21 protein-coding genes are annotated in these 24,830 nt (G+C 65.8%); 16 read left to right on the forward strand and 5 right to left on the reverse strand.

What is annotated here, in order from left to right; translation table 11 throughout:
• The first annotated feature begins 32 nt into the window (after positions 1-32).
• The 14 genes from rsmH (at position 33) to lpxC (ending at position 16,228) form a co-directional block, all read left to right on the forward strand.
• A complete protein-coding gene (rsmH, locus tag B5X73_RS02855) occupies positions 33-956 on the forward strand; it encodes a 16S rRNA (cytosine(1402)-N(4))-methyltransferase RsmH (RefSeq protein ID WP_043695785.1) in 924 nt (307 codons plus the stop codon).
• Entirely contained in the window at positions 953-1,225 is a 273-nt protein-coding gene (gene ftsL, locus B5X73_RS02860) for a cell division protein FtsL (protein ID WP_079520493.1), read from the forward strand. Before rsmH ends, ftsL begins: the two co-directional genes overlap by 4 nt.
• Positions 1,222-3,030 carry a peptidoglycan D,D-transpeptidase FtsI family protein gene (locus B5X73_RS02865; RefSeq protein ID WP_079520494.1) on the forward strand — a complete coding sequence of 603 codons (1,809 nt, stop codon included), beginning with the start codon at positions 1,222-1,224 and terminating at the stop codon, positions 3,028-3,030. The genes ftsL and B5X73_RS02865 overlap by 4 nt, the downstream gene beginning before the upstream one ends.
• Complete coding sequence (locus B5X73_RS02870; protein ID WP_079520495.1) at positions 3,027-4,520, forward strand: UDP-N-acetylmuramoyl-L-alanyl-D-glutamate--2,6-diaminopimelate ligase; 1,494 nt, start codon at positions 3,027-3,029, stop codon at positions 4,518-4,520. The genes B5X73_RS02865 and B5X73_RS02870 overlap by 4 nt, the downstream gene beginning before the upstream one ends.
• Entirely contained in the window at positions 4,517-5,881 is a 1,365-nt protein-coding gene (gene murF / locus B5X73_RS02875; RefSeq protein ID WP_079520496.1) for a UDP-N-acetylmuramoyl-tripeptide--D-alanyl-D-alanine ligase, read from the forward strand. Before B5X73_RS02870 ends, murF begins: the two co-directional genes overlap by 4 nt.
• On the forward strand, positions 5,871-6,953 hold the full coding sequence (mraY, locus tag B5X73_RS02880) for a phospho-N-acetylmuramoyl-pentapeptide-transferase (RefSeq protein WP_036110460.1): 1,083 nt from the start codon (positions 5,871-5,873) through the stop codon (positions 6,951-6,953). Before murF ends, mraY begins: the two co-directional genes overlap by 11 nt.
• A gap of 6 nt (positions 6,954-6,959) precedes the next feature.
• Positions 6,960-8,180, forward strand: coding sequence for a putative lipid II flippase FtsW (gene ftsW, locus B5X73_RS02885; RefSeq protein WP_079520497.1), 1,221 nt, complete (start codon positions 6,960-6,962; stop codon positions 8,178-8,180).
• A complete protein-coding gene (gene murG, locus B5X73_RS02890) occupies positions 8,177-9,271 on the forward strand; it encodes an undecaprenyldiphospho-muramoylpentapeptide beta-N-acetylglucosaminyltransferase (protein ID WP_079520498.1) in 1,095 nt (364 codons plus the stop codon). Before ftsW ends, murG begins: the two co-directional genes overlap by 4 nt.
• Positions 9,268-10,707, forward strand: a complete 1,440-nt coding sequence (gene murC, locus B5X73_RS02895) for a UDP-N-acetylmuramate--L-alanine ligase (RefSeq protein ID WP_043695767.1) — start codon at positions 9,268-9,270, stop codon at positions 10,705-10,707. Before murG ends, murC begins: the two co-directional genes overlap by 4 nt.
• Positions 10,707-11,681 carry a D-alanine--D-alanine ligase gene (locus B5X73_RS02900; RefSeq protein WP_079520499.1) on the forward strand — a complete coding sequence of 325 codons (975 nt, stop codon included), beginning with the start codon at positions 10,707-10,709 and terminating at the stop codon, positions 11,679-11,681. Before murC ends, B5X73_RS02900 begins: the two co-directional genes overlap by 1 nt.
• Positions 11,678-12,418, forward strand: coding sequence for a cell division protein FtsQ/DivIB (locus B5X73_RS02905; protein ID WP_036110469.1), 741 nt, complete (start codon positions 11,678-11,680; stop codon positions 12,416-12,418). Before B5X73_RS02900 ends, B5X73_RS02905 begins: the two co-directional genes overlap by 4 nt.
• Positions 12,419-12,426: 8 nt before the next feature.
• On the forward strand, positions 12,427-13,662 hold the full coding sequence (gene ftsA, locus B5X73_RS02910) for a cell division protein FtsA (protein ID WP_036110472.1): 1,236 nt from the start codon (positions 12,427-12,429) through the stop codon (positions 13,660-13,662).
• Positions 13,663-13,798: 136 nt separating this feature from the next.
• Positions 13,799-14,989, forward strand: coding sequence for a cell division protein FtsZ (ftsZ, locus tag B5X73_RS02915; protein ID WP_036110474.1), 1,191 nt, complete (start codon positions 13,799-13,801; stop codon positions 14,987-14,989).
• Between the two features lie 327 nt (positions 14,990-15,316).
• Positions 15,317-16,228: a UDP-3-O-acyl-N-acetylglucosamine deacetylase gene (lpxC, locus tag B5X73_RS02920; protein WP_036110475.1), complete on the forward strand. Its 912-nt coding sequence runs from the start codon at positions 15,317-15,319 to the stop codon at positions 16,226-16,228.
• A gap of 1,107 nt (positions 16,229-17,335) precedes the next feature.
• Here the strand turns inward: lpxC and B5X73_RS02925 are convergent.
• On the reverse strand, positions 17,336-17,794 hold the full coding sequence (locus tag B5X73_RS02925; RefSeq protein WP_079520500.1) for a DciA family protein: 459 nt from the start codon (positions 17,792-17,794) through the stop codon (positions 17,336-17,338).
• Between the two features lie 30 nt (positions 17,795-17,824).
• Between B5X73_RS02925 and B5X73_RS02930 the strand changes: the two genes are divergently transcribed.
• Complete coding sequence (locus tag B5X73_RS02930; RefSeq protein WP_036110481.1) at positions 17,825-18,763, forward strand: M23 family metallopeptidase; 939 nt, start codon at positions 17,825-17,827, stop codon at positions 18,761-18,763.
• A gap of 131 nt (positions 18,764-18,894) precedes the next feature.
• The gene (gene secA / locus B5X73_RS02935; RefSeq protein ID WP_079520501.1) at positions 18,895-21,612 is read left to right on the forward strand and encodes a preprotein translocase subunit SecA; all 2,718 of its coding nucleotides are present in this window, start codon (positions 18,895-18,897) and stop codon (positions 21,610-21,612) included.
• 101 nt (positions 21,613-21,713) lie between these two features.
• Here secA and B5X73_RS02940 read toward each other — a convergent pair whose 3' ends face one another.
• From B5X73_RS02940 to pdxA, 4 genes are read right to left on the reverse strand one after another with little or no spacing between them, the layout of a single operon-like run.
• The gene (locus B5X73_RS02940) at positions 21,714-22,565 is read right to left on the reverse strand and encodes a symmetrical bis(5'-nucleosyl)-tetraphosphatase (protein ID WP_036110488.1); all 852 of its coding nucleotides are present in this window, start codon (positions 22,563-22,565) and stop codon (positions 21,714-21,716) included.
• Between the two features lie 56 nt (positions 22,566-22,621).
• Positions 22,622-23,005, reverse strand: coding sequence for a Co2+/Mg2+ efflux protein ApaG (gene apaG, locus B5X73_RS02945; protein ID WP_036110491.1), 384 nt, complete (start codon positions 23,003-23,005; stop codon positions 22,622-22,624).
• Between the two features lie 52 nt (positions 23,006-23,057).
• Positions 23,058-23,837: a 16S rRNA (adenine(1518)-N(6)/adenine(1519)-N(6))-dimethyltransferase RsmA gene (gene rsmA, locus B5X73_RS02950; protein WP_079520502.1), complete on the reverse strand. Its 780-nt coding sequence runs from the start codon at positions 23,835-23,837 to the stop codon at positions 23,058-23,060.
• A complete protein-coding gene (pdxA, locus tag B5X73_RS02955; protein WP_079520503.1) occupies positions 23,834-24,829 on the reverse strand; it encodes a 4-hydroxythreonine-4-phosphate dehydrogenase PdxA in 996 nt (331 codons plus the stop codon). The genes rsmA and pdxA overlap by 4 nt, the downstream gene beginning before the upstream one ends.
• Position 24,830: the final 1 nt, after the last annotated feature.

Consider the following 24,830-nt stretch of genomic DNA (forward strand, 5'->3'; position numbering starts at 1 on the left):
AGGTGCTGGTGAAACGGGAGCGGGATGTGGCGATGGCGGGGGTCGATGTACACATCCCGGTGATGCTCGACGAAGCGGTGGAGGGCCTCGCCTTGCGCGAGAACGGGCGCTATCTGGATGGGACGTTCGGTCGTGGGGGTCATGCCTCGGCGATCCTTGCCCGTCTCTCGGATGAAGGCCGCCTGTTCCTCATGGATCGCGATCCCTCGGCCATCGCCGTCGCCGAAGCCGGTCTCGCCACCGACCCGCGTGTCACCCTGCGCCACGACAACTTCGCCACGATGGGTGAGTGGCCCGCGCTCGAAGGCGGCCTCGACGGTATCCTGCTCGATCTCGGCGTGTCCTCGCCGCAGCTGGACGATCGCAGCCGCGGCTTCAGTTTCATGGCCGACGCGCCGCTCGACATGCGCATGGACACCACGCGCGGTATCAGTGCCGCCGAGTTCCTGGCCGACGCCGACGAAGCCGAGATCGCCGACGTGCTCTGGCGCTTCGGCGAAGAGCGCTTCAGCCGCCGCATCGCCAGGACCATCGTCGAGCGCCGCGTGACCGCGCCGATCACCCGCACCGCGGAGCTGGCCGACCTCGTCGCCGGTTGCGTCGGTCGCCGCGAGCCAGGCAAGAACCCCGCCACGCGCACGTTTCAGGCGCTGCGCATCCGCGTGAACGCGGAACTCGAATCCGTCGAGCGTGGCCTGGACGCCGCGCTCGACCTGCTCAACGTGGGCGGCCGCCTCGCCGTGATCAGCTTCCATTCGCTGGAAGATCGCACGGTGAAGCAGTTCATTCGTGCCCACGAAGGTCGCGTGCAGGGCAGTCGTCGCGGACCGCCCGCGGCAGCGAAGCTGGCCCGCCTCAAGCCGGTGGGCAAGGCGATTTTTCCGTCCGACGCCGAGGTCGCCGCGAACCCGCGTTCGCGCTCCGCCGTGCTGCGCGTCGCGGAGAAGCTCGCATGAAGGTCTTCGGCGCGATCTGCCTCTCGATCCTGCTGCTAGCGGTCATCGCCAGCGCGATCGGGGTGGTGTGGACGCGCCACGAGAGCCGCGTGCTCTTCGTCGAACTGTCCCGTCTGCAGACCCAGAAGGATGACCTTGGCGTGGAATACGGTCGGCTCGAACTCGAGCAGGCCACCTACGCCGAACCCAGCCGCATCGATGCGGACGCCCGCGGCAAGCTCGGCATGTTCACGCCGAAGCCGCAGGACATCCAGCTGGTGCGCCGATGAAGGCGCGCTACGGCAAGCCCGTCGTGCCCAGCCGCCGTCGCGGTCAGGGCCCGAGCCCGCGCAAGCGCATGACCGTCGTCGTGGCGCTGCTCTGTGTCGCCGCGTCGGGTCTGGTCGTGCGCGCGTTCGACCTGCAGGTGGTGCGCAAGCAGTTCTATCAGGACCAGGGTGACGCGCGCTTCCTGCGGGAAATGCCCATCGCCGTGTCCCGCGGCACGATTTTCGATCGGAACGGAGAGCCGCTGGCCGTGTCGACCCCGGTCGCCTCGATCTGGGCCAACCCGCCCGAGGTGCTCGAGAACGCCGACCGCATCCCTGAACTGGCCAAGGCCCTGCACGTCGACGCCGATGACCTGAAGCAGAAGATCGAGCAGCGTGCGGACAAGGAATTCATGTACATCGCGCGTCAGCTGCGTCCGGAAGACGCGCAGGCGATCGTCGATCTGAAGATCCCGGGTATCTCGTCGCAGCGCGAGTACCGTCGCTATTACCCGTCGGGTGCGGTCAACAGCCACATCCTCGGCTTCACCAACATCGACGACCACGGCCAGGAAGGTCTCGAGCTGGCGTTCGATGAATGGCTGTCCGGCAAACCGGGCGCCAAGCGCGTGATCCGCGACCGCATGGGCCACGTAGTGGAAGACGTCGAGCTGGTGCGCGAGCCGCAGCCGGGTCGCGACATCACGCTGTCGATCGATCGCCGCATTCAGTACCTCGCCTATAGCGCGCTGAAAGACGCTCTGGAAAAGAACAAGGCCGACTCGGGCTCGATCGTCGTGATGGATGTCCACACCGGCGAAGTGCTCGGCATGGCCAACCTGCCGTCGTTCAACCCGAACGCCGTGCGCGGCAGCACGCCCAACGATCGCCGCAACCGCGCCGTCACCGACGTGGTCGAGCCGGGCTCGACCATGAAGGCGTTCACCATGGCCGCGGCGCTGACCAGTGGCAAGTACACGCCGACCTCGCCGCTGATCGAGACCTCGCCGGGCACCTGGATGATGGGCGGCCACCCGGTACGCGATACCCATAACTGGGGCACGCTGACCCCGACCGGTGTGATCACCAAGTCGTCGAACGTCGGTGCCGCGAAGATCGCGATGACGCTCGATACCGACTTCCTCTATTCGATGTGGAAATCGTTCGGTATCGGCAACAGCACCGGTAGCGGGTTCCCGGGCGAAGCCGCGGGCTATCTGCCGGTTAGCCGCACGTGGAAGCCGATCGAAAAGTCGCGCATGGCCTATGGCTACAACCTCAGCGTGACGCCGCTGCAGCTGGCCACCGGCTATGCGGCTATCGCCAACGGCGGTGCGCTTCGCGCGCCGAGCTTCATCAAGGGGGCGGACAATCCGCCGAACCAGGTGATCACCCCGGACATCGCCCACGAACTCGTCCGCATGCTCGAGACGGTGCTGCAGCCGGGCGGTACGGGCTACGGCTTCGCCTCGGTCGCCAATTACAGTGTCGCCGGCAAGACCGGTACCTCGCACAAGTTCTCCGTCGGCGGCTACTTCGCCAAGAACTACATCTCGCTCTTCGTCGGCATGATTCCGGCGAGTAACCCCCGCCTGGTCACCGTCGTGGTCATCAACGATCCGCAGGGTGGTCATTACTACGGTGGCTCCGTCGCCGGCCCCGCCTTCGCTCAGGTGATGGAAGGCGCGGTGCGCCTGCTCGACATTCCGCCCGACAACGTCGGTCGCTGGTATGTCGGCGGCCCGAGCCAGGGTGGCCTGATCGGCACGGCCAACGCGCCACCGCCGCAAGCGGACGACAGCGCGGCGGAAGAGGTGGTCCCGTGACCCTGACCCTCGCCGAACTGCTCGACGGTTTCGCCGACGCCTCCGGTGCCGGCGAAATCGTCGTTTCCGGCCTTTCACTCGACTCGCGCGAGATCGTCGAAGGTCAGGCCTTCGTCGCGCTGCGTGGCACGAAGGGTCACGGCATCGACTTCGCCGCAAAGGCCGTCGAGCAGGGCGCCGTCGTGATTCTGGCTGAAACGCCGTTCGACACGGTCGACGCAGGCATACCGGTGGTCGCGGTCGACAAGCTACGCGACAAGGCCGGTCCGATCGCCGCGCGTTTTCACGGCGATGCATCCGCCGCGCTCGAGGTCATCGGTGTGACCGGCACCAACGGCAAGACCTCGACCGTGCAGCTGATCGCTCAGGCGCTGACGTTCCTCGGCCGTAAGGCCGCGACCGTCGGCACCCTCGGCGCGGGCTTGCACGGTGCGATCGCGGAAGGCGAACGCACCACGCCCGATGCCATCAGCATGCAGGCGCTGCTGGGCGAATTCCGTGACGCCGGCGCGACGCACGTGGCGATGGAAGTCTCCTCGCACGCCCTGGAACAGGGCCGGGTCAACGCCATTGCGTTCGACATCGCCGTGTTCACCAATCTCACCCGCGATCACCTCGATTACCACGGCACGATGGAAGCGTACGGCGCGGCGAAAGCCCGTCTGTTCGCCTTCGACGGTCTTGGCGCCGCGGTGATCAACGTGGACGACCCGTTCGGCGCGAGGCTGGCGAAGGGCCTGCCCGAGTCCGTGACGAAGCTGCGCACCTCGATGGCGACCGACAGCACCCCGAAAGACGCCGAAGTCCGCGCGGATATCGTGGTGACCTCGGCCCGGGGACTGTCGTTCAACCTCAATACGCCGTGGGGCATGCGTACCGTGCGCAGCGCGCTGCTGGGCCGCTTCAATGTGGCCAACCTGCTCGCCGTCGCGGCGGTGCTGGGCGCGCTGGGCGAACCGTTCGAGCGCATCCACGCCGCACTGGAATCCCTGCAACCGGTCAACGGCCGCATGAGCCGCCTCGGTGGCGACGGCCGCAAGCCGCTGGTGGTGGTCGACTACTCGCACACGCCGGATGCGCTGAAGCAGGCGTTGCTGGCGCTGCGCTCGCATACCAAGGGCAAGCTGATCTGCGTCTTCGGCGCCGGTGGCGACCGCGATCAGGGCAAGCGCCCGATCATGGCCGGTATCGCCGAGCGTCTGGCCGACGTGGTCATCGTGACCGACGACAATCCCCGCAGCGAGGACGGCGACGTCATCGTCGCGCAGATCGTCGCCGGCCTCATTCACCCCGAGACCGTGATGGTCGAGCGCGACCGCGCGCAGGCTATCGCGCTGGCGCTCGCCGACGCGAAGGCCGACGACGTCGTGCTGATCGCCGGCAAGGGTCACGAAACCTATCAGGAAGGTCCGGACGGCAAACGCCCGTTCGACGATCTCGCCGTCGCCCGCGAGGCGATGGATTCCGGCAAGAAAGGAGCCCGCGCATGATGCGCCTGTCCGCCGTCGCCCTCTGGACCCGCGGCCGCCTGCATGGCGCCGATGTCGAGGTGACGGGTTTTTCCATCGATACGCGCACCCTCAAGGCCGGCGACCTGTTCGTGGCGCTGCCGGGCGAGCGCGTCGATGCGCATGATTTCGTCGCTGCGGCCGCGGCGAAAGGTGCGGTCGCCGCGCTGGTGACGCGTCCGGTCGACGCGCCGATTCCGCAGGTCATCGTCGACGATACGCAGGCCGCCCTCGGCGACCTCGCTAGCGCCGCTCGCGCACGCGGCAATGTGCGTGTCGTCGGTATCACCGGGTCCAATGGCAAGACGACGGTGAAGACGCTGACCGCGTCCATCCTGTCGCGTCACGGTCGTACCCACGTCAATGCCGGTAACTTCAATAACGAGATCGGCATGCCGCTCACGCTGCTGGCGATGCCGGAAGACACTGAGTACGCCGTGCTCGAGATGGGTGCGGGCAAGCCGGGCGACATCGATTACCTCGCTGCCATCGCACGGCCCGATATCGGTCTCGTGAATTCCATCGCGCCCGCGCATCTTGAGCGCATGGGCACGATCGAAGGCGTCGCCGAAACCAAGGGCGCGCTGTACCGGTCGCTTCCGGCCGATGGCGTCGCCATCATCAACGCGGATGACGAGCGCTTCGCCGGCTTCTTCACGAACCTGGCCGGCAGCCGCAGCGTGCTGCGCTACGCGCTCGACCATCGTGCGGACATCGGTGCCGACATCGTCGAAGAGCGCATTGACGGCACTCATTTCGTCCTGTCCACGCCGCATGGCGACGGCGACGTGCACCTGCCGTTGCCGGGCCGTCACAACGTGGCCAACGCGCTGGCCGCCGCCGCGATCGCGACGGCGCTCAACGTTCCCGTCGAAAAGATCGTCGAAGGTCTGGAGCAGGTGCCGCCTGTCGCCGGCCGTCTGAACCTGGAACCGATGCCGGGTGGCTGGACACTGATCGACGACAGCTACAACGCGAATCCGGGCTCGGCCGCCGCGGCGATCGACACGCTGGCACTCGCCCTGGGCGAGCGCTGGCTGGTGCTGGGCGATATGGCCGAACTCGGACCCGAGGCCATGAAGCTGCATGCCGGTATCGGCGAGCTCGCCCACCGCCGCGGTATCGAGCGGCTGCTGGCCACGGGGCCGAAAAGTGCCGCCGCGGTCGAGGCGTTCGGTCCGGGTGCACAACATTTCGCCACGCAGGAAGCGCTTATCGAGGCAGCCTGCACGCAAATCCATGAGGGCGTCACGTGCCTCGTGAAGGGGTCACGTTCCTCCGGCATGGACCGGGTCGTGGCGGCTTTGAAGAAATACGCTGAAGGAGCCTCCGATGCTGCTTGAACTGGCGGAATGGATGGCTCGGCACTTCGCTTCCGTGCATCTTTTCCAGTACATCACGTTCCGCGCGATCATGGCGGCGCTCACCGCGCTGGCCGTGTCGCTGCTGCTCGGCCCGTTGCTGATCCGCAAGCTTGCCGCGCTGAAGGCGGGGCAGGTGGTGCGCAGCGACGGCCCGCAGACGCATCTTGCGAAGGCCGGTACGCCGACGATGGGCGGTCTGCTGATCCTGTTCGCCGTGGGGATCGCCACGGTGCTTTGGGCGGATCTGTCCAACCGCTACGTATGGGTCGTGCTGGCGGTGATGGTCCTGTTCGGCGTCATCGGGTTCTACGACGACTACCGCAAGCTGGTCCTGAAGGACAGCCGTGGCCTCGCCAGCCGCTGGAAGTATTTCTGGCAGTCGGTGTTCGGTCTCGGCGCCGCCGTGTTCCTTTACCGCACGCACCAGCTGCCCGCGGAGATCGCGCTCTACGTGCCGCTGTTCAAACAGGTGGCGATCCCGCTCGGCATTTTCTTCGTGGTGGTCGGCTACTTCATCATCGTCGGCTTCTCCAACGCGGTGAACCTCACCGACGGTCTGGACGGCCTGGCGATCATGCCGAGCGTCCTGGTCTCCGGCGCGCTGGGCATCTTTGCCTACCTTGCCGGTAACAAGCTGTTCTCCGAATACCTCGGCATCCCGGCGATTCCGGGCGCCGGCGAGCTTGCGGTCTTCTGCAGCGCGCTGGCGGGCGCGGGGCTCGGCTTCCTCTGGTTCAACACCTACCCGGCCCAGGTCTTCATGGGCGACGTGGGCGCGCTGGCCATCGGTGCCGCCCTCGGTTGCGTCGCGCTGATCGTCCGTCAGGAAATCGTGTTGCTGGTGATGGGCGGCGTCTTCGTGATGGAGACCGCCTCGGTGATGTTGCAGGTGGGCAGCTTCAAGCTGCGCGGCAAACGCATCTTCCGCATGGCGCCCATCCATCACCATTTTGAACTGAAGGGCTGGCCCGAGCCGCGGGTCATCGTCCGTTTCTGGATCATCAGCGTCGTGCTGGTGCTCATCGGTCTCGCTACGTTGAAGGTGCGCTAAGCCATCATGTTCGGCTTCGGAAACAAGCAGGCCAAACGCCGCCAGGGTCCCCGCGGGAGCTTCGATCTCCCGTTGCTCCTGGCGGCGCTCGCGCTCGCGACGCTGGGCGTGATCATGGTCACGTCCAGTTCGATCGCCGTGGCCGACGGCTCGCACCAGGGCGCCTTCTACTACCTCAAGCGCCATCTCGTGTTTCTCGTGCTCGGTGGCTGCCTGGCCGGCGCCGCGATGCGTACGGAACTGAAGACGCTGGAGAAGCACAGCTTCCTGCTGCTGCTGGTCGGCATCATCATGCTGCTGATGGTGTTCCTGCCGGTATTCGGCATGCGCATCAACGGCGCACGTCGCTGGGTCAACCTGCTGGTCACCAGCTTCCAGCCGGTCGAGGCGGTGAAGCTGATCCTCGTCGGCTATTTGTCGAGCTACCTGGTCCGTCACCGCGAAGGCGTGGAGTACGACCTGTTCGGCGTGGTCAAGCCGGTGGCCGTGGCCGGTCTCATCGTGCTGTTGCTGCTGGCACAGCCCGACTTCGGTTCGGCGGCGCTGGTGGTCGCGACCACGGTCGGCATGGTCTGGCTGGCGGGTGCGCGCATGCGCAACCTTCTCGTGCTGGCGACGCCCCTGGTTCCCGCCCTGATTTATGCGGCGACCGCCGAGGATTACCGCATCAAGCGCCTCACCTCGTTCCTCGATCCGTGGAAGGATCCGTTCAACGACGGCTTCCAGCTGACCCAGGCGCTGATCGCCGTGGGGCGCGGTGAGTGGACGGGTGTGGGTCTGGGTTCCAGCGTGCAGAAACTGTTCTACCTGCCCGAGGCGCATACGGACTTCATCCTTGCCGTGCTCGCCGAGGAGCTCGGCCTGGCGGGCATCGTCACGGTCATCTTCCTTTACATCGTGCTGGTCGGCCGGGGTCTCTACATGGGACTGAAGGGCGTCGAGCTCGGTCAGCGCTTCTCCGGTTACGTCGCCTACGGCATCTCGCTGATGCTCGGCTTCCAGGCGATGGTCTCCATCGGCGTGAATCTCGGCGTGCTGCCGACCAAGGGCCTGACCCTGCCGCTGATCAGCTCGGGCGGCTCGTCCGTGCTGATGACCTGCGCGATGGTCGGTGTGCTGCTGCGCGCCACGTTCGAAATCAACCGCGCCGAAGACGCGCGGCAGACCGCCGTGCGCCTGCCGGCCAATGCCGTGCCGGATTCGGCGGCCTATGGCGGTGCCGCATGAGCCGCCCCGTGCTGATCATGGCCGGCGGTACCGGCGGCCACATCTTCCCCGGCCTTGCCGTGGCCGACGAACTGCGCTCGCGCGGCGTCCCCGTCGCGTGGCTCGGTGCCGAAGGCGGCATGGAGACCCGCGTGGTGCCCGCGCATGGCCTCGACCTGCACACGGTGGCCGTCGGTGGCCTGCGCGGCAAAGGCATGAAGACGCGCGTGATGGCGCCGGTGATGCTGGCGCGTGCGCTGCTCGCTTCGCTCAGGCTGCTGCGCCGCCTGCGTCCGGCCTGTGTGCTTTCGATGGGTGGCTACGTGGCGGGCCCCGCCGGCGTGGCGGCGCGTATCGCGGGCATTCCGCTGGTCGTGCACGAACAGAACGCGGTAGCCGGCTTCACCAACCGCAAGCTCGCCGGCTTCGCGAAAAAGGTGCTCACCGGCTTTCCCAACGTGCTGCCGAACGGCGAGTGGGTCGGCAATCCGGTACGTGCGCGCATCGCCGCGCTGCCGCCGCCGGCGCAGCGCATGGACGGTCGTGCCGGTCGCCCCCGCCTGCTCGTTCTCGGCGGCAGTCTTGGTGCGCGCACCCTGAATCTGGCCGTGCCGAAGGCGCTGGCGTTCATGCGTGCTGACGCGCATCTGTCGGCCTGCGAGCCTGAAGTCGTCCACCAGACCGGCGAGCGCGGCCTCGACGAAGCGCGCACGGCCTATGTCGACGCCGGCGTCGCGGCCAACGTCGTCCCCTTTATCGAAGACATGGCCGGTGCGTACGAGTGGGCGGACGTGGTGGTGTGCCGCGCCGGCGCGCTGACCGTGGCCGAACTCTGCGCCGCGGGCCTCGAAGCGCTGCTCGTGCCGTTCCCGCATGCGGTGGACGACCACCAGACGGTGAACGCGCGCGCGATGGTCGACGCCGGTGGCGCTCACGTCATCGCCGACAAGGCGCTGAACCAGGCCGGCTCTCCCGAAGCGCTGGCCCGTCTGCTCTACGACATGCTGCTGGACCGCCAGCAGATCCTTTCCGCGGCCAATGCGTCCCGTACGCTGGCCAAGCCCGACGCCGCATCCACGATTGCCCGTCATTGCATGGAGGTTTCCGCATGACGCCCGGTCGTTTGCGCGCCCACGACGATTTCATGACCTCGTTCCGCCGTGTCCACTTCATCGGCGTGGGCGGCGTCGGCATGAGCGGTATCGCCGAAGTACTGGCCAACCTCGGCTACAGCGTGTCCGGCTCCGACCGCGCGCATTCGACGACCACGGAGCGTCTGGCCAAGCTCGGCGTCGAGGTGCACGTCGGTCACGAGGCGTCGAACATCGACGGCGCGGACGTGATCGTCACGTCCAGCGCGATCCGTCAGGACAATCCCGAGCTGGTCGCCGCACGTGCCGCACGCATTCCCGTGGTGCCGCGTGCCGAGATGCTCGGCGAGCTGATGCGTTTCCGTCGCGGCATCGCGATCGCGGGAACGCACGGTAAGACGACCACCACCAGCCTCGTCGCGAGCGTGCTGGCGGAAGCCGACTACGACCCGACCTTCGTGATCGGCGGCCAGCTCAACGCCGCCGGTGCGAATGCCCGTCTGGGCACGGGCCAGTACCTGGTCGCCGAGGCCGACGAGTCGGACGGTTCCTTCCTGATGCTGTCGCCGGTCATCGCCGTCGTCACCAATATCGACGCCGATCACCTCGAGAACTACCAGGGCGACTTCGCGCTGGTGAAGAAGGCCTTCAGCGACTTCCTGCATCGGCTGCCGTTCTACGGCATGGCGGTGCTCTGCATCGACGACGAAGAGACGGCGAAGCTCGCGGAAGACACCTCGCGCCGCCTGCTCACTTACGGTATCGACAACGCCGCCGCGGACGTGACGGCCACCAACGTGCGCCAGCTCGGCTTCGAAATGCATTTCGACCTGCATCTGCCGGGCAGGGTCGACGCGCTGCCGGTGACGCTGAATCTGCCAGGCCGGCACAACGTGCAGAACGCGCTCGCCGCGGCGGCCGTGGGCTGGCAGCTGGGCGTCGAAGCGGAGGCCATCGCGCGTGCGCTGGCACGTTTCGAAGGCGTGGGTCGTCGTTTTCATCGTCGCGGTGAGATCGCGCTCGACAGCGGCAGCGCGCTGCTCGTCGACGACTACGGTCATCACCCGCGCGAACTGGCCGCCGTCTTCGCCGCGGCGCGCGGCGGCTGGTCGGACCGCCGTCTGGTCGTGGCCTTCCAGCCGCACCGCTACAGCCGTACGCGCGACCTGCTCGACGACTTCGCCAAGGTTCTGGCCGAGGTCGATGTGCTGGTGCTGACCGAGGTGTATCCCGCAGGCGAATCGCCGATCGCGGGCGCCGATGGCAAGGCCCTCGCGCGCGCTATCCGTGCCCGTGGCAAGACCGACCCGGTGCTCGTCGACCATCCGCGCGACCTTCGCGCCACGCTGTCCGCGCTGGCGCGCGACGGCGACCTGATCATGCTGCTGGGCGCCGGCGATATCGGCGCGGCGGCCATCGAGCTGGCCAGCGCCGGCAACCTGAGGACAAGCAAGTGATGAGCACGACCCGTTTCCCCCGCATCGTCACCGACGCCGCCGATTTCGGCCGCGTGGCCGTCGTGCTGGGTGGTAACTCCGCCGAGCGCGAGGTGTCGCTCGACTCCGGTCGCGGCGTGCTCGAAGCGCTGCGTTCGCTGGGCGTCGACGCGCATCCGATCGACGGTATCCCGGCCTTGCTCGACGCGGTGCGCGCGGGTCACTTCGCACGCGTGTTCAACATCCTGCACGGCGCGGGTGGTGAGAACGGCGAGTTGCAGGGCGCGTTGCAGTCGCTCGGCGTGCCGTATACCGGCTCCGGCGTGCTCGGTTCGGCGCTGTCGCTGGACAAGGTCCGCGCCAAGCAGGTGTGGATCGCACTCGGCCTGCCGACCCCGAAGTTCAAGGCGCTGCCGCGCGGTGCGGACGTACACGCCGCCGCCCGTGACGTCGGCTTTCCGCTGATCGTGAAGCCGGCATGGGAAGGTTCCAGCGTCGGCGTGACGCGTGTGTTCGATGAAGCCGGTCTCGATGCCGCCGTCGAACTGGCGCGCCGCTATCCCGGCGACATGCTGATGGAAACCCTGATCGAGGGCGATGCGAGCGAGGGCGGCGAATACACCGTCGGCATCCTGGGTCGCGAAGTGCTGCCCACCATCAAGATCGTGCCCAAGGGCGATTACTACGATTACAACGCCAAGTACGTGGCGGAAGACACCCAGTACATCGTGCCTGGCCTGTCGGGCGAAGCCGAGGAAGCCATGCGCGCGCTCGCGCTGCAGGCCTTCGACGCGGTCGACTGCTTCGGCTGGGGCCGCGTCGACGTCATGCGCGATCGCCATGGCAAGAACTGGCTGCTCGAAGTGAATACGGCGCCCGGCATGACCTCGCATTCGCTGGTCCCCAAGGCTGCCGCCGTCGCGGGCCTCGACTATGCGGGTCTGTGCTGGCGCGTGCTGGAAACCTCGATGGAACGGGAGGCCGCCCGCGCATGAAGGGTTCCGCCGCCACGCGTCTGGTCGCCTGGGGAATCGCCATCACACTGGTGGTGTTGCCCGTGGTCGGCGTGATGCAGGGCTGGTTCGCCGTCGGCCGCTGGCCGGTGACGCAGCTCAAGGTCGAAGCGGAGTTCGCGCACGTCAGCGCCGAACAGATCCGCAGCGCCGTGCTGCCGAGCCTCGGCAAGGGCTTCTTCGCGACGGATCTGGAAACCGTGCGTCATTCGATCGGTGCGCTGCCGTGGGTCGAGTCGGTGGAAGTGCGCAAGCGCTGGCCCGACACGCTTTTGGTACGCATCTACGAGCGCCAGCCGTTCGCGCGCTGGAACGAGGACCGTCTGATCAGCCGCCAGGGGCTCGTCTTCGACGCGCCGGGCGCCGACCAGATGGGCGACCTGCCGCGGCTGCGTGGGCCGGACTCGCGTCTGGCCGAGGTGGTGAGCTTCTACGCACAGGCACAGAAATCGTTCGAGGGCAGGACAGGCCTGTCGATCGTCGGCGTCAGCCTCAGCGAGCGCGGCAGCTGGAGCGTCACGACCGAGAGCGGCGCCGAAATCGTCATCGGCGATCGCGAGCAGGCCGATCGCCGTCTGGCCCGCTTCCTCGATGTCTACCCACAACTCGTCGCCGGTCGGCACAGCGGTTTCGCCTACGCCGACCTTCGTTACACCAACGGATTCGCCATCCGGTGGCCGCAACCGGAAACCACGGCCACACCCAAGGTCGGAAGCTGAGCAGGATCATGAGAAACAAGAACGACAAACAGCTCGTCGTCGGCCTCGACATCGGAACGTCGAAGGTCGTCGCCATCGTCGGCGAATACGAGCCGGGTGAAGCCATCGAAATCATCGGTATCGGCACGCACGTCTCGCGCGGCATGAAGCGTGGCTCGGTGGTCGACATCGAATCGACGGTCCACTCGATCCAGCGCGCGGTCGAAGAGGCCGAGCTGATGGCCGGCTGCGATATCCGTTCGGTGTACGCCTCGATCTCCGGCAGCCATCTGGAAACGCGTAACTCGCACGGCACCGCGGCCATCCGCGACCGCGAGGTGATGTCGGCCGATCTGGAGCAGGTACTCGAAGCGGCCAGCGCCGTGGCGATCCCGGCCGATCGCAAGGTGCTCTACAAGGAGTCGCAGGAATACCGTATCGACGGTCAGGACGGTATCCGTCATCCGGTCGGCATGAGCGGCGTGCGTCTGGAGGCCAGCGTGCATCTGGTCACGGGCGCGGCGAGCGCGGTGCAGAACATCTCCAAGTGCATTCAGCGCTGCGGTCTGTCGGTCGACGAGCTCGTGCCCGCCGCTGTCGCCAGCGCGAAGGCGGTGTTGACCGAAGATGAGCTCGAGCTCGGCGTGTGCCTCGTCGATATCGGTGCCGGTACGACGGATATCGCCATCTATACGCAGGGCGCGATTCGCTACACCAAGTCGCTGCCCGTCGGTGGCGATCAGGTGACGAACGACATCGCGTATGGCGTGCACACACCGACCGCTCACGCGGAAGAGATCAAAATCAAATACGCGTGTGCGCTCGCCCAGCTTGCCCATGCGGAAGAAACGATCCAGGTGCCGAGCGTGGGCGATCGTCCGCCGCGTCGTCTCGCGCGTCAGGCGCTCGCGCAGTCGGTGCAGGCCCGCTACGAGGAAATCTTCGAGATGGTGCAGGACGAACTGCGTCGCTCGGGTTACGAGAGCCTCGTCGCCGCCGGCATCGTACTGACCGGAGGCGCCTCGCGTATGGAAGGCGCGCTCGAACTGGCGGAGGAAATCTTCCACAAGATGGTCCGTATCGGCGTGCCCCAGCACGTGTCGGGCCTGGGCGATGTCGTCTCCAGCGAGTTGCATTCGACCGGCGTGGGCCTGCTTCTGCACGGCTCGCGGTCGACCGGCGGCGCGCGCCACACGAGTTCCGCCGCCGGCAATGTCGGCAGCATGGTTGAGAAGTTCCGTAGCTGGTTCACCAAGAATTTCTAAGCAGTAGTCACCGGATTGTCGGTGCCCGATGGAAGGGGGGCGCCGGGGCACAAGGGATGGCCCGCAACCCATGGCCGACAGGAGTCGGACAAGGGACATAAACCAAAAAAACTAAAAGTTCTGCGGAGGACGGGAAATGTTTGAACTCATCGAAAAGCTGGCACCGAATGCGGTCATCAAGGTCATTGGCGTGGGTGGCGGCGGCGGCAACGCCGTGGCGCACATGGTCAATTCCAATATCGAAGGCGTCGAGTTCGTCGTCGCCAATACCGACGCCCAGGCGATGAAGAGCTGCGCCTCGCGCACGCATCTTCAGCTGGGTGGCAATGTCACCAAGGGTCTCGGCGCCGGCGCCAACCCGGAAGTCGGCCGCCAGGCCGCGCTGGAAGACCGCGAGCGCATCGAGGAAATGCTCGAAGGCGCGGACATGGTCTTCATCACCGCCGGCATGGGCGGTGGTACCGGTACGGGTGCGGCTCCGGTCGTGGCGCAGCTGGCGAAAGAGAAGGGCATCCTGACCGTCGCGGTCGTGACCAAGCCGTTCCCGTTCGAGGGCCGTCGCCGCATGCAGGTCGCCCTGAAGGGTATTGAAGACCTGTCGCAGCATGTCGACTCGCTGATCACCGTTCCCAACGAGAAGCTTCTCTCGGTGCTCGGTCGTGAGGTCACGCTCCTCAACGCGTTCAAGGCGGCCAACGACGTGCTGCAGGGCGCGGTCCAGGGCATCGCCGACCTGATCACGGCCCCCGGCCTGATCAACGTCGACTTTGCCGACGTCCGCACCGTCATGAGCGAAATGGGTATGGCGATGATGGGCTCGGGCACCGCCCGCGGCGACGATCGCGCACAGGCCGCCGCGGAAGCCGCGATCAACAATCCGCTGCTGGAAGATGTGAATCTGGCCGGCGCCTGCGGCATCCTGGTCAACGTCACGGCGGGTCCCAACCTGACCATGCGCGAGTTCGACGAGATCGGCCGCGTCATCCACGACTTCGCCTCGGAAGATGCGACCGTCGTGATCGGCACCTCGCTGGACCCGGAAATGCAGGACGACGTCCGCGTGACGGTCGTTGCCACCGGCCTCAACCGCGGCGGTGCCGCGGCCTCGTCCAAGCAGCCGGCTCGCCAGCCGGTGCAGCAGCAGGTGGAGATGCGTCAGCGTCCCCGCCCGGTCGTCCTGCGCACGGGAACCGGCAACGAAGTGGTCGATTACGCGCAGGCCGACTCCGTTCCGTCGGTCCGGTCGGAACCGGCACCTTCGAAAAACGCCGAGCCGGCGATCGATTACCTCGATATCCCGGCGTTCCTGCGTCGTCAGGCTGACTGAGCGGTACTTGCAGATCCAGGCACGTTAAGGAAAACGTGAGGACGGCCCGACACGACGTCGGACCGCCCGACGCTCCGCCGCCATCCCGTCCGGGTGGCGGAGCGTCGCCGCTTAGCCTCAGGAAAACCTGCAAGTGATATCAGTTACTTGCAAGTGATTGAACGGACGAACGTTTCAGTCGCAGGCCAGATGAGAATGGATCGCAGCTGATGCTGAAGGAACGGTGAAGCAACACTGGACTGTACCGTCCGGTTTGTTTTTTCCGAGGTTAAGACTGTGTTAGCATGATCGCTACTTTAGGCTGCTGCCAACAAGGTTCGACCCAACATGATCAAGCAGCGCACGCTCAAGAACATCATTCGCGCCACCGGCGTCGGCCTCCATACCGGCGACAAGGTGTACATGACGCTTCGTCCGGCCGCGCCGAACACGGGTATCGTGTTCCGCCGCACCGACCTCAATCCGCCGGTCGAGCTCAAGTCGCGCCCGGAGAATGTCGGTGATACGCGTCTCTCGACGACCCTGATCCAGGGTGACGTCCGCGTGTCCACGGTGGAGCATCTGCTCTCGGCCATGGCCGGCCTCGGCATCGATAACGCGTACGTCGACCTTTCGGCGCCGGAAGTGCCGATCATGGACGGCAGCGCGGGTCCGTTCGTTTTCCTCATCCAGTCCGCTGGCATCGAGGAGCAGGACGCGGCCAAGCGTTTCATCCGCATCAAGAAGCCGGTGATCGTGAAAGACGGCGACAAGTGGGCCAGGCTGGAGCCGTTCGACGGTTTCAAGGTCGGCTTCTCCGTCGAGTTCGATCACCCGCTGTTCAACAAGCGCAATTCGCAGGCCGAGATGGATTTCTCGACGACGTCGTTCGTCAAGGAAGTCAGCCGCGCCCGCACGTTCGGCTTCATGCGTGACATTGAAATGCTCCGCGAGCGCAACCTCACACTCGGCGGCTCGATGGACAACGCCGTCGTACTCGACGACTACCGTGTGCTGAACGAAGACGGCCTCCGTTACGACAACGAGTTCGTCAAGCACAAGATCCTCGACGCCATCGGCGACATCTACATGCTGGGCCACAGCCTGATCGGCGCTTACTCCGCGCACAAGTCGGGTCACGAGCTCAACAACAAGCTTCTCCGCAGTCTGATGGCCGACGCCGCGGCGTGGGAAGAAGTCAGCTTCAAGGATCCGGCCAAGGCGCCGATCTCCTACGCCCATCCCGCCCAGGCGGTGTAAGGCGACGCCTCACCGGGGCGTAGCGAAACGAGAGAAGCCGCGAGCGATCGCGGCTTTTTTTATGGGTGGGTGAGGTTGGCCTTTGAGGGCTCGGCTTGCGCCATCGCGTTTGGCCTTGTCGCGGCGTGTGGCGTCGCGTTGGAGAGCCGGCGGGTGTGACCCTCGAGGCCACGCCTGCGGCGACCCCTCAGGGAAGGGCCGCTACCGCGGCCGTATCTCAATGGCCTTCGGCCGGGTCGGGCTTCGCCTGGGGGTTTTCGAGTCGGCTGTCCCTGCCTCCCCGAAAACGGCCGGTCATCCCTGACCGGCCCCGCCTGCGCGGCCTTGTCCAGTCGAAGCCCTCGCCTGCGGCTACCGGCCTCGAGGGTCACCCCCGCCGTCTCTTTGGTGTACCGAGGTGGGTTGGTGGTCGAGCGGGGTGTGGCTTCTTCGCTTCGTTGGCTTTTCGCGCGCAGGGCGCGCTCCTACAGGCCGCCATGTATCCCACCATTGCGGTCGCCGTGCGGTAGGAGCGAACCGTGTTCGCGAACCCTCAGCCTCACTAAGGCGAACGAGGCCATGCACCCCAGGCAAGCGAGCGGTCCCAACCAACGAAGCGCACCGCCGCTCGACCCCACGCTGCCTCACCGTCCGAAAGAGCCGGCGGGTGCCACCCTCGCGTCCGGTAGCCGCAGGCGAGGGCTCCGACTGGAAGAGGCCGCGAGAGCGGGGCCGGTCAGGGATGACCGGCCGTTTTCGGGGAGGCAGGGACAGCCGACTCGAAAACCCCCAGTCGGAGCCCGACCCGGCCGAAGGCCATTGAGATACGGCCGCGGTAGCGGCCCTCCCTGAGGGGTCGCCGCAGGCGTGGACGCGAGGGTGGCGCCCGCCGGCTCTTCCCGACCTCACCGCACGCCGCGACAAAGCCAAACGCGACGGCGAAGCCGAGCCCTCGAAAGCCTGGGCCCCAGGCAGCAAAACCATCAAAAACACCCATGACCGTCACCTCACCCCGTGAACTTTATGTGCAATTTAGGTGTTCGCCCGGTAGAGGCGTGCTATAAAGTTCGCCACCTCGCGGGATGCGGTGGTACTTACGGACCCGCATCCCGGGTCGTAAGTAACGGATTAATCTTCGTTTTCGGCCTGGAGTGCCAGATACAGAAAAAGATCCCGCAGCGTGGGATCGGAGAGTGATGCCGCGGCGGACCGTAGATGACGGGCTGCTTCGGTGGAAAGCGGTTTATGCCGGTCGGGGATGACTTCCTCGGGCGGCAGCGGGGCCACTTTCACGGCAACCGAGTGGGCCTTTGCGCCGATGGCGCGGGCGGCTTCGAGGATCTGCGTCTGGTACAGGCGCACTCGCGAAGCCCAGGCTGACGAGGGCGCAAGGAAGACGAGCCGGCCATCGCGCAGGTCCGCAAAACGGATCTGGTCACGCATCGGTGCAGGCAGTGTCGCGCGCAACTGGCGGTCCAGCTGGTCGAGTTCGCGCGCCCGGGTGGCGAGCGAGACGACAGGTCCCACTTCCACGATGGACTTGAGTCCGCGCGTGGCATGACGGGACGGTTTGGACGGCGGTGGCATGGACCGGCTTAACTATTCGATGTGGAACGTATGCAGATCATACTCGTGTCACGCGGCCAGAAAGGGCCGAAAACGCTCGACCTCTCCTGCAGGCGCCTGCGCTGCAAAATGGCCGCGATGGTGCTCGCGGGCATCGTCGGCATCGCCGGTGTCGGCGCCGGCATCGCACTTACCGTCGCCAGCCCTCGGGATCGCGCCATGGGCGACATCCATGGCTTGCAGCGCGAGGTGGGCGACCAGAACGCACAGGTCGCTCAGATCAAGCGTGATGCCCAGCGGGACCTCGACGCACTTGCCGTCAAGCTTGGGCAGCTCCAGGCACAATCGGTCCGGTTGAACGCCTTGGGCGAGCGGCTGACCCAGGTCGGCAAACTGGACGATGGCGAATTCAATTTCGACGAGGAGCCCGGCCAGGGCGGTCCTGAAGTGACCACTGGCGCTGAGCCGGATGCCTACACCTTGCCGGAGTCCCTGAACAAGAGCATCGACCAGCTCTCCGGGCAGTTCGACACCCAGCAGGCGCAGCTCGAAGCCCTGCGCGACATGCTGATGGATCGCAGTATCGAGTCCAGCCTGCGGCCCACGGGTATGCCGGTGAACGGGTACATCTCGTCGTATTTTGGCGGCCGCCCGGACCCGTTCAGTGGTCACAGCGCCCGGCATACCGGGATCGATATCGCCACCCCTACGGGTACGCCCGTGACGGCGGTCGCGGAGGGGATGGTCACCTTCGCGGGTCAGCGGAGCGGCTATGGCGACGTCATCGAAATCGACCATGGCAATGGGTACATGACCCGTTATGCGCATAACAGCGCCCTGGTCGCCAGGCCGGGACAGCGGGTCCGCGTCGGCGATGTGATCGCCAAGGCCGGCTCCACGGGCCGTTCGACGGGATCCCACGTCCATTTCGAGGTCTGGTACCACGATAAGGTCGTGAATCCGCTGGCTTTCGTCCGCAGTCACCGCTGACAGCCTTGAATCCGGCACGGCTCGCCGCCACCCCGAGGAAAGCCGGGGGCGGGCGTAGTATGATCGTCCCTTCGTGCCGGTCGGCTTTGCGCCGTCCGGCAGTCTTTTTTCGTTTCAGATCCGGATGATCGATGTTCAATCGTGCCCTGACGAGTATTTTCGGCAGCCGTAACGAGCGTGTGCTGCGCGACCTGTCCAAGACGGTCAAGCGCATCAACGCCCTGGAGCCCGAATTCGAAAAACTTTCCGACGATGAGCTGCGCGGGAAGACCGAGGAGTTCCGCGGCAGGATCGCTGCCGGCGAGACCCTCGACAAGCTGTTGCCCGAGGCGTTCGCGGTCACCCGTGAGGCGGCCAGGCGTGTGCTCGGCATGCGCCACTACGATGTCCAGATGATCGGCGGCATGGTGCTGCATTCCGGCCGGATCGCCGAAATGCGCACGGGTGAGGGCAAGACCCTCGTCGGTACGCTGCCGGTATACCTGAACGCCCTGGAGGGTAAGGGCGTCCATGTCGTCACGGTCAACGACTACCTGGCGCGTCGTGACTCGGCGCAGATGGGCAAGCTTTACAACTTCCTCGGCCTCTCGGTCGGCGTGGTGTATCCGGGTATGGACCACGCAGACAAGCGTGCGGCCTATCAGTCCGATATCACCTACGGCACCAACAACGAATTCGGCTTCGACTACCTGCGCGACAACATGGCGCTCAGCAAGGAACAGCGCAACCAGCGCGGCCTGCACTACGCCATCGTCGACGAAGTCGACTCGATCCTGATCGACGAAGCCCGTACCCCACTGATCATCTCCGGCCCGGCGGAAGACTCCCCGCAGCTCTATATCGCGGTGAACAAGATCGTGCCGCGCCTCAACCGTCAGGAAAAAGAAGACGGTGCCGGCGACTACATGGTCGACGAAAAACAGAAGCAGGTGCACATGTCCGAAGAGGGCATGGAGCACGCCGAGCAGCTGTTGCGCGAGGCGGGTGTCATCGAGGCCGACAGTGGCCTCTACGACTCCAAGAACCTGGCGGTGGTGCATCACCTCAATGCCGCGCTGCGTGCCAACGGCATCTACCAGCGTGACGTCGATTACATCGTGCGCGACGGCGAAGTCATCATCGTCGACGAATTCACCGGCCGTACGCTGGCGGGTCGTCGCTGGTCCGACGGCCTGCACCAGGCGGTCGAAGCGAAGGAAGGCGTGCCCATTCAGCGCGAGAACCAGACGCTGGCGACGGTGACGTTCCAGAACCTGTTCCGCATGTACAAGAAGCTGGCCGGCATGACCGGTACGGCGGACACGGAAGCCTACGAATTCCAGACCGTCTACGGCCTCGAAGTCGTCGTGATTCCGACGCACAAGCCGATGGTCCGTGTGGACAATCCGGATTCCGTGTTCCTCGGTCCGGATGCGAAGTACAAAGCGGTCATCGCGGACATCAAGGCCTGCCACGAGCGCGGTCAGCCCGTCCTCGTCGGCACGGCGTCCATCGACGTGTCTGAGCTGGTCTCGGGCCTGCTCAAGCAGGAGCGCATTCCGCACGAGGTCCTCAACGCCAAGCAGCATGAGCGCGAAGCGCACATCGTCGCGCAGGCCGGTGCGCCGGGTTCGGTCACCATCGCCACCAACATGGCGGGTCGCGGTACCGATATCGTGCTCGGTGGCAGCCTCGAGGCCGCGCTGGCCACGTTGCCGGAGGATGCGTCCGACGTCGAGAAGCAGAAGGTCCGGGCGGACTGGAAGAAGCGCCACGAGCAGGTGCTCGCCTCGGGCGGTCTGCACATCATCGGCACCGAGCGTCACGAGTCGCGTCGTATCGACAACCAGTTGCGCGGCCGTTCGGGCCGTCAGGGCGATCCCGGTTCCTCGCGCTTCTACCTGTCGCTTCAGGACAACCTGATGCGCATCTTCGGCGGCGAGCGTATCGGTCGCTGGATGCAGATGTTCGGCATGAAGGAAGACGAGGCCCTCGAGGACCGTCTGATCACGCGGCAGATCGAAAAGGTCCAGCGCAAGGTCGAGCAGCACAACTTCGATATCCGCAAGAACCTCCTCGATTTCGACGATGTCGCCAACGACCAGCGCAAGGTGATCTACGCGCAGCGTGACGAGCTCCTCGAGATCGACGACATTTCCGACATGATCGGTGACATCCGCCAGGACGTCGTCGTCGCGCTCGTGCGTCGGTTCGTGCCTGCCGACAGCATCGACGACCAGTGGGACCTCGCCGGCCTGGATCGCGAGCTCGCCAGCGAACTCAACCTCCGGCTCGACCTCCCGCAGTGGGTCGAAGCTCAGAAGGAAGTCGACGCTGAAGGCATCCTCGACCATGTGCGTGAAGCGGTCGATGCGCTGTTCGTCGAGAAGGAAGCGCAGATCGGTGCCGAAACCATGCGCTCGCTCGAGAAGCACGTGATGCTCTCGGTCGTGGACAACGCCTGGAAGGAACATCTCGCCAGCATGGATTACCTGCGTCAGGGCATCTATCTGCGTGGTTACGCGCAGAAGCAGCCGAAGCAGGAATTCAAGCGCGAGTCGTTCGAGCTGTTCTCCGAGATGCTCGACCGGATCAAGGGCGAAGTGGTGCAGATGCTTGCGCGTATCCGCATCCGCAGCGAGGACGAAGTCCTGGCGATGGAAGCGGAGCAGCAGCGTGCCGCTGAAGCCCAGCGTCTGCAGTACCAGCACGCCGATGCACAGGCGGCGGGCCTTCCCGCCGGCAGCGACGTCGGCGCCGAGCCGGTCGTTCAGTCCGTCGTCAACGATGGTCCGAAGGTCGGTCGTAACGATCCTTGCCCCTGTGGTTCGGGCAAGAAGTACAAGCACTGTCACGGCCAGCTGACCTGACCCATGAAAAACCCCGCCAATCGGCGGGGTTTTTTGTCGGGCAGAATGTAGGAGCGCGCCCTGCGCGCGAAAAGCCTACGAAACCTTAAATCCGCACCCGCTCAATCTCCGCCACCCTTAGGCTTATGCCGGTGCGGCTCGGCATTCACCGTGATGTATTCCGGCTCTTCCGTGTCCAGCCGCAGCGCGGTCAGCTGGCCGCCCCAGACGCATCCGGTATCGATGGCGTAAACGCCCAGACCGGCGAAGCGACCCAGAGCCGACCAGTGACCGCAGACGATCTTCGTCTCGCGGCGACGCATGCCCGGTACTTCGAACCACGGATACATGCCCGGCTTCTGCGTGCCCGGCGTGCCCTTTCCCTCGAAGTCGATGCGTCCGTTGACATCGCAATAGCGCATGCGGGTCAGCGTATTGATCGTGGCGCGGTGCCGTTCCACACCTTGCAGGCGGTTGTTCCAGCCCGGAGGGCGGTTGCCGAACAGGTTTTTCAGCAGGCGCTGGTGGCGTGGACCACCCAGCTCGCGCTCGACGTCGAGCGCGGCGCGCTGTGCCTGTCGCAGCGTCCACATCGGCGCCATGCCGGCGTGGATCATCGTCCAGCCTAGTGTTTCGTCGTGGTGCAGCAGCTTCTGCATGCGCAGCCACTCGAGCAGCACTGGCGCATCCTCGGCGAAGAGCACCTCGCGCAACTCGGGATTGACCCGTTGCTGCGCGTCCTCGCGTCGCTGGCCGATGGCCAGCAGCGAGAGGTCGTGGTTGCCCAGCGTGATGATGGTGCTGTCGCGCAGCGAGTGAATCAGTCGCAGCGTGGCCAGCGACTCACCGCCGCGATTGACGAGGTCGCCACAAAACCACAGTTTGTCGTTCGACGGGTCGAAACGGATCTTCTCCAGCATTCGCTGAAGTTCGGGGTAGCAACCCTGGACGTCGCCGATCGCGTAGACGGCCATCAGTCCAGTCGCTCCATCGCGCCGTTGCCGGCATGCACGCTTTCCATGGTTCGATCCTAGTGGAGCGTGCGCGGGATCGAAAGCACGAAGGGTGCGATAGGCGCATCGAATTGCGTGCCGTCATCCGCGACCATGCGATAGCTGCCTTCCATCGTGCCGACCGATGTCTCCAGTACGGCGCCCGAGGTGTACTCGAACGACTCGCCCGGACGCATCCACGGTTGCTCACCGACGACGCCGTCGCCGCGCACTTCCTCGACCTTGCCATTCGCATCGGTGATCACCCAGTGACGAGTGAGCAACTGCGCACCGGAATCGCCCGCATTGCGGAGCGTGATCGTGTACGCGAAGACGTAGCGATTGTCCTTCGGCTGCGACTGGTCGGGAACGAAGCGGGTTTCGACCTCCACGTCGATCGTGTAGGGGTGTTTAGAGTTCATGGAGGGATTGTCGAGCACGCGGAGGGGGTGGGCAAGTATGCCCTGAACGCGGTTAGTCCGCGTTTGCGAGCTTCACGAAGTCTCCGGGTGCCAGCGTCTCGGCGCGCGCCTGCGGGTCGATCCCGAGTTCACGCATCGTTGACGCATCGACCAGCCCCTTGAGCGTGTTCGACAACGTCTTGCGGCGCATGGCGAAGGCCGCCTTCACCACGGCGTGAATTCTGGCCGGATCGCCCTTGGGCAACTGCTCGGGAGGTAGCGGCACGAGGCGGACCACGGCCGAATCGACCTTCGGTGGCGGGCGGAACGCACCCGGTGGAACCGTGAACAGCGGCGTCACCTTGCAGGCAAGCTGCAGCATGACGCTGAGCCGCCCGTACACCTTGCTGCCGGGCTCGGCCGCCATGCGGTCGACGACTTCCTTCTGCAGCATGAAGTGCATGTCCTGGATCGCGGACGCATGCTCGACGCAATGAAAGAGGATCGGGCTGGAGATGTAGTAAGGCAGGTTACCGGCGATGCGCAGTCGCCCGGCACCCAGTTCGGCGGCAAGCATGGTGAAATCCACCTTCAGCACGTCGGAATGCACGATGCGCAGTTCGCCGATGGCGTCGGCCCGCGCCTGCAAGCCGGGAATGAGATCGGTGTCGAGCTCGATGGCCGTCATTCGCCCGGCCACGGCGAGCAGCGGCAAGGTCATCGCACCTTCGCCCGGGCCGATCTCGACGACGGTGTCACCGTCCTTCGGCGCGATGGAAGAGACGATCCGGTCGATGTAGCGCTTGTCGTGCAGGAAGTGCTGTCCGAAGCTCTTTTTGGGGCGTGCGTTCATGGTGTGACCCGGTGGCGGGCGAGATCGATGGCGAGACGGGTCGCGGCGAACAGGCTTGCGGGATCCGCGTGGCCGGTGCCGGCGAGATCCAGCGCGGTGCCGTGGTCGACCGAGGTGCGGATGTAGGGCAGGCCGAGCGTGACGTTCACCGTGCGATCGAACGCCTCGCTCTTGAGTACCGGCAATGCCTGATCGTGATACATCGCCAGTACGGCATCGTAGCGGTGACGCATGGCTGGGACGAAGGCGGTATCGGCCGGCAGGGGGCCCAGGAGCTCCATGCCTTCGTCGCGCAGGCGATCGAGCAGGGGAATGATCGTGTCCAGCTCCTCGCGCCCCATGTGACCGCCTTCGCCCGCGTGCGGATTGAGGCCCAGCACGGCGATGCGGGGTCGGGCGATGCCGAAATCCCGGAGCAGCGAACGCGCCACGATGCGCAGTGTGCGCTCCAGGAGCTCGGGCGTGACAGCGGAAGGCACGGCGGAGAGGGGGAGATGGGTCGTGGCCAGAGTGACGCGAAGCTCGGGGCTTGCAAGCATCATGACCACATCGGCAGCCGCACGCTCGGCGAAGAACTCGGTGTGGCCGCTGAAAGGCACGCCGCCTTCGTTGATGCTGGATTTCTGCACCGGACCGGTCACCACGGCGTCGAATTCGCCGCTGACGCAGCCATCGGCCGCGAGGGCGAGCATGTCGAGAACATGCCGCGCGTTGCGTGGATCGGGGTGGCCCCAGGCTTCCGGCGCGCCCAGCGGGACGTGACGTACCCGGATGCTGCCCGGTGTCCGGGTGGCGATGCGGTGGCCATCATCGTCGATGATCTGGAGGGCGACGCCCGTCGCCGCGGCGGCACGAGCGAGGAGGGCGCGATCGGTGATCGCGACCAGGTCCGCCGGAAAGTCGCTGGCCGCCAGGCGGGCGACCAGTTCCGGTCCCACCCCGGCAGGCTCACCGGCGGTCACGGCGAGCCTTGGCAGGGTGGTCGCGGTCATG

The organism is Luteibacter sp. 22Crub2.1, from assembly GCF_900167995.1.
In the GTDB taxonomy this organism is placed as follows: domain Bacteria; phylum Pseudomonadota; class Gammaproteobacteria; order Xanthomonadales; family Rhodanobacteraceae; genus Luteibacter; species Luteibacter mycovicinus.

Bases quoted from the DNA above. Each gene is read 5' to 3' on its own strand.
- ftsL (WP_079520493.1), top strand. From the start codon at position 953: ATGAAGGTCTTCGGCGCGATCTGCCTCTCGATCCTGCTGCTAGCGGTC.
- ftsA (WP_036110472.1), top strand. From the start codon at position 12,427: ATGAGAAACAAGAACGACAAACAGCTCGTCGTCGGCCTCGACATCGGA.
- B5X73_RS02865 (WP_079520494.1), top strand. From the start codon at position 1,222: ATGAAGGCGCGCTACGGCAAGCCCGTCGTGCCCAGCCGCCGTCGCGGT.
- murG (WP_079520498.1), top strand. From the start codon at position 8,177: ATGAGCCGCCCCGTGCTGATCATGGCCGGCGGTACCGGCGGCCACATC.
- rsmH (WP_043695785.1), top strand. From the start codon at position 33: ATGGCGGGGGTCGATGTACACATCCCGGTGATGCTCGACGAAGCGGTG.
- B5X73_RS02905 (WP_036110469.1), top strand. From the start codon at position 11,678: ATGAAGGGTTCCGCCGCCACGCGTCTGGTCGCCTGGGGAATCGCCATC.
- B5X73_RS02900 (WP_079520499.1), top strand. From the start codon at position 10,707: ATGAGCACGACCCGTTTCCCCCGCATCGTCACCGACGCCGCCGATTTC.
- secA (WP_079520501.1), top strand. From the start codon at position 18,895: ATGTTCAATCGTGCCCTGACGAGTATTTTCGGCAGCCGTAACGAGCGT.
- lpxC (WP_036110475.1), top strand. From the start codon at position 15,317: ATGATCAAGCAGCGCACGCTCAAGAACATCATTCGCGCCACCGGCGTC.
- ftsZ (WP_036110474.1), top strand. From the start codon at position 13,799: ATGTTTGAACTCATCGAAAAGCTGGCACCGAATGCGGTCATCAAGGTC.
- ftsW (WP_079520497.1), top strand. From the start codon at position 6,960: ATGTTCGGCTTCGGAAACAAGCAGGCCAAACGCCGCCAGGGTCCCCGC.
- B5X73_RS02925 (WP_079520500.1), bottom strand. From the start codon at position 17,794: ATGCCACCGCCGTCCAAACCGTCCCGTCATGCCACGCGCGGACTCAAG.
- murC (WP_043695767.1), top strand. From the start codon at position 9,268: ATGACGCCCGGTCGTTTGCGCGCCCACGACGATTTCATGACCTCGTTC.
- apaG (WP_036110491.1), bottom strand. From the start codon at position 23,005: ATGAACTCTAAACACCCCTACACGATCGACGTGGAGGTCGAAACCCGC.
- mraY (WP_036110460.1), top strand. From the start codon at position 5,871: ATGCTGCTTGAACTGGCGGAATGGATGGCTCGGCACTTCGCTTCCGTG.
- B5X73_RS02930 (WP_036110481.1), top strand. From the start codon at position 17,825: ATGCAGATCATACTCGTGTCACGCGGCCAGAAAGGGCCGAAAACGCTC.
- rsmA (WP_079520502.1), bottom strand. From the start codon at position 23,837: ATGAACGCACGCCCCAAAAAGAGCTTCGGACAGCACTTCCTGCACGAC.
- B5X73_RS02940 (WP_036110488.1), bottom strand. From the start codon at position 22,565: ATGGCCGTCTACGCGATCGGCGACGTCCAGGGTTGCTACCCCGAACTT.
- pdxA (WP_079520503.1), bottom strand. From the start codon at position 24,829: ATGACCGCGACCACCCTGCCAAGGCTCGCCGTGACCGCCGGTGAGCCT.
- murF (WP_079520496.1), top strand. From the start codon at position 4,517: ATGATGCGCCTGTCCGCCGTCGCCCTCTGGACCCGCGGCCGCCTGCAT.